General features: G+C 45.4%; 4 protein-coding genes. 2 read left to right on the top strand and 2 right to left on the bottom strand.

Going from position 1 to position 2,805, the window contains the following annotated elements:
* Together RMO35_RS17750 and RMO35_RS17755 are read right to left on the bottom strand one after the other, a co-directional pair.
* Positions 1–761: molybdopterin-dependent oxidoreductase (locus tag RMO35_RS17750; protein ID WP_309742714.1), on the bottom strand; the 761-nt coding region annotated here is incomplete at its 3' end.
* A gap of 144 nt (positions 762–905) precedes the next feature.
* Positions 906–1,790, bottom strand: a complete 885-nt coding sequence (locus RMO35_RS17755) for a YihY/virulence factor BrkB family protein (RefSeq protein ID WP_309742716.1) — start codon at positions 1,788–1,790, stop codon at positions 906–908.
* 192 nt (positions 1,791–1,982) lie between these two features.
* Between RMO35_RS17755 and RMO35_RS17760 the strand changes: the two genes are divergently transcribed.
* Both RMO35_RS17760 and RMO35_RS17765 read left to right on the top strand, forming a co-directional pair.
* The gene (locus RMO35_RS17760; RefSeq protein WP_309742719.1) at positions 1,983–2,264 is read left to right on the top strand and encodes a hypothetical protein; all 282 of its coding nucleotides are present in this window, start codon (positions 1,983–1,985) and stop codon (positions 2,262–2,264) included.
* Between the two features lie 285 nt (positions 2,265–2,549).
* Positions 2,550–2,805, top strand: a 256-nt coding sequence (locus RMO35_RS17765; RefSeq protein WP_309742721.1) for an acetyl-coenzyme A synthetase N-terminal domain-containing protein, incomplete at its 3' end; no start/stop codon positions are given.

A 2,805-nucleotide genomic window follows, 5' to 3' on the forward strand; every position in this document is an offset into this window, starting at 1 on the left:
GGATTGATAACGATAACTTTGCCACCGTTGTCGCGGATTTTAATTAATTCATTCATCAAACGGGGATGATTGGAAGGCGAATTTGCCCCCGCCAACACCACACAATCAGCTTCCTTCAGGCTTTCCAAACTAACGATCGAAGTTTTGGTGCCAAACATCTCACTCAACGCCGTCGTCGAAGGTGCATGACACAAATCCGAACAATCCGCCAGATTATTAGAACCCAACGTCCGCATCATTAATTGCAATACAAACGCCGCCTCATTCGAGCCGCGCCCCGAACTATAAGAAGCCACCCGTTCGGGATCTAGTTTAAATGCCGCCGTCGCGATCGCGTAAATCTCATCCCAAGAAATCCTTTGAAAGTGAGAACTTCCCGCCCGTAAAATCACCGGAAAACTCAATCTTCCCAATCGATCGGCTTCATAAGAAGTAAGCTGTTGTAATCTGGCGATCGGATTGGTATCGAAAAAATGCCCAGATACTGGCGGCTGAATTTCGGCGGTAATTGCCTCGACGCTTTTCATACAGCGTTGGAGCTTTTCACCCTCCTCATTAGTAAAGCCCCCTTTCTGTCCCCCCGTTCCCCAAGAGCAAGACAAACACGCGCTGTGATGGAGCAACGTTTTCCAGATTTTCGGCCCTTCTGGAGACAGTGTATGCTCTGCCCAATACTTAATTATCGGCAGCCCCCCGCCAATTTCCGGGGTATCCTCGTTGGTTTCATCGAACGGTGGTTGGGACGGTGAAGTGGTTTCCATGCGATTTCACAACGAGCTGATTGATTTTAAATAATTTAGCACGAACAATTCGCTCTCAAACTCTACCGATAGATAGATGCTAGACGTTCCCATCTCTTAGCCGATCGCTAGACTAGCTGCTCACTCCAAGCCACTCGATCTTGATTATTCTTGACGATGCAATCGATCGCGACTTGACGATCGATGCGAGCCATACCTACGAGTATATACCTGAGTAAATTCTGCCCCGAATAACATAATCTGCACCGAATAATAAATCCAAGCTAAAACCGTAATCACAGATCCAGCGGCACCATAAGCTGAGCCAAAACTACCATTACCTAAATAAAATCCGAGCAATTCCTTTCCAATACTAAATAGGATCGATGTAAACAGTGCGCCCACTAAGACATCTCGCCAAGCAATCTTAATATCAGGCAGATACTTATAAATTAGTGCAAATAATAAAGTAAACACACCCAAGGAAATCCCGATATTAACTACCTTCCACAAACTTTCTAATGCTGGAAACATACTATTGGTAAAAGCACTCACCGCTGCTAATCCCGCACTAACAACTAATGAAACCATTAAAATAAAGCCGATCGTAATCACCATTGCGAACGAAAAAATTCGCTTGCGAACTACCGCTTTGACGCCTCCTTCTAGCGATTCTTCAACATTCCAGACAGCATTAAGCGAATCTTGGAGTTGAATAAAAACGCCAGAAGCTCCAAATATCAACGCCAGCGTACTAATTATTGACGGCACGATCCCATTGCCATTCTCAGGATTTTGAGTATTTGCTAGCGCCGTCTGTACCACCTCAGCACCTGCTTTACCCAGCAATCCCTGAATCTGAGCGACAACCTCACCCCTAGCCGCTTCTTCCCCAAATACTGCCCCAGCCACAGCCACCGCAATCACCAATAAAGGCGCGATCGAAAATAATGTATAGTATGCCAGCGCCGCCGCCATCCGATCGACTTTATCTTTTTGCCACTCCGCGACAGTTTCCTTCAACAGGCTCCAGACTTTTCTCCAACTCATTTGTCGATCGATGATAATTTACCATCCATATTTAGCAGGTCGGCTGAAGTTTACTCTCTATCTAGAGGATGAAGTCTCGATCGATCCGGGTAATGTAAAGGAGGTAGATAATATATGGGATTCGATATCTACTCGATCGAGATGATAATCGGTTAAAATCCTTGTAGGAATCACTTACATCGTGAGCGATCGATGATGAATCAAGCACTGTTACCACCAAAAAATGCCGATCGACAGTTTGTATACTCTGGCATCGATTGGCAGCAGTTCAAGTTAATTCAAGCTGGCTTTGCCGATGCTTCAGGTGTTCGGCTAGCTTACTTTAATAATACGATCGAAATTCTGATGCCCGGAAGAACTCACGAATTGTTTAAAAGCATCATTGGAATGCTAATTGAGTTATTTAGACAATTCGATCGGCGTAACGTAGGATCGATCCTACGTTATGGTCGCACTTTTCCCAATCCGTGCTAATTTTTGAGCGGATAATTCTCGTTGGCAGAGCATCTCCTTGGAGAATCGAGTGGATCTTTCGCATCGGCGCATTTAAGCTTACTTTCCCAAAATTCGTGGCGGGTTCTGTTAGCGATAACTCTCACCAACGATATGTTACGGCATGAGACTATCGATCGAGACACACCACATTATTACCGACAGATAGCTTAGATCGATCCTACCTCGATCGCCACTAGCAAATTGTCCCGCTAACTGGGCGATAATTAGCTACATAATAATCGATCGCAAATCTTCGCTCCTACCATGTCAGAAATATCCATCGAATCTACGCTCCACGAAGAGCGACTATTTAGCCCCTCAGCAGAGTTTTCCCAAGCTGCACAGATCAAGAGTTTGGCAGAATATGAAGCCATCTACGCCCGCGCCCAAGCTAATCCCGAACAGTTTTGGGCAGAACTGGCGACAAGCGAATTGCATTGGTTTAAAAAATGGGAAACGGTGCTAGATTGGCAGCCCCCATTTGCTAAGTGGTTTACAGGCGGTAAGATCAATATCTCGT

The sequence above is a fragment of the Chamaesiphon sp. OTE_20_metabat_361 genome (assembly GCF_031364565.1).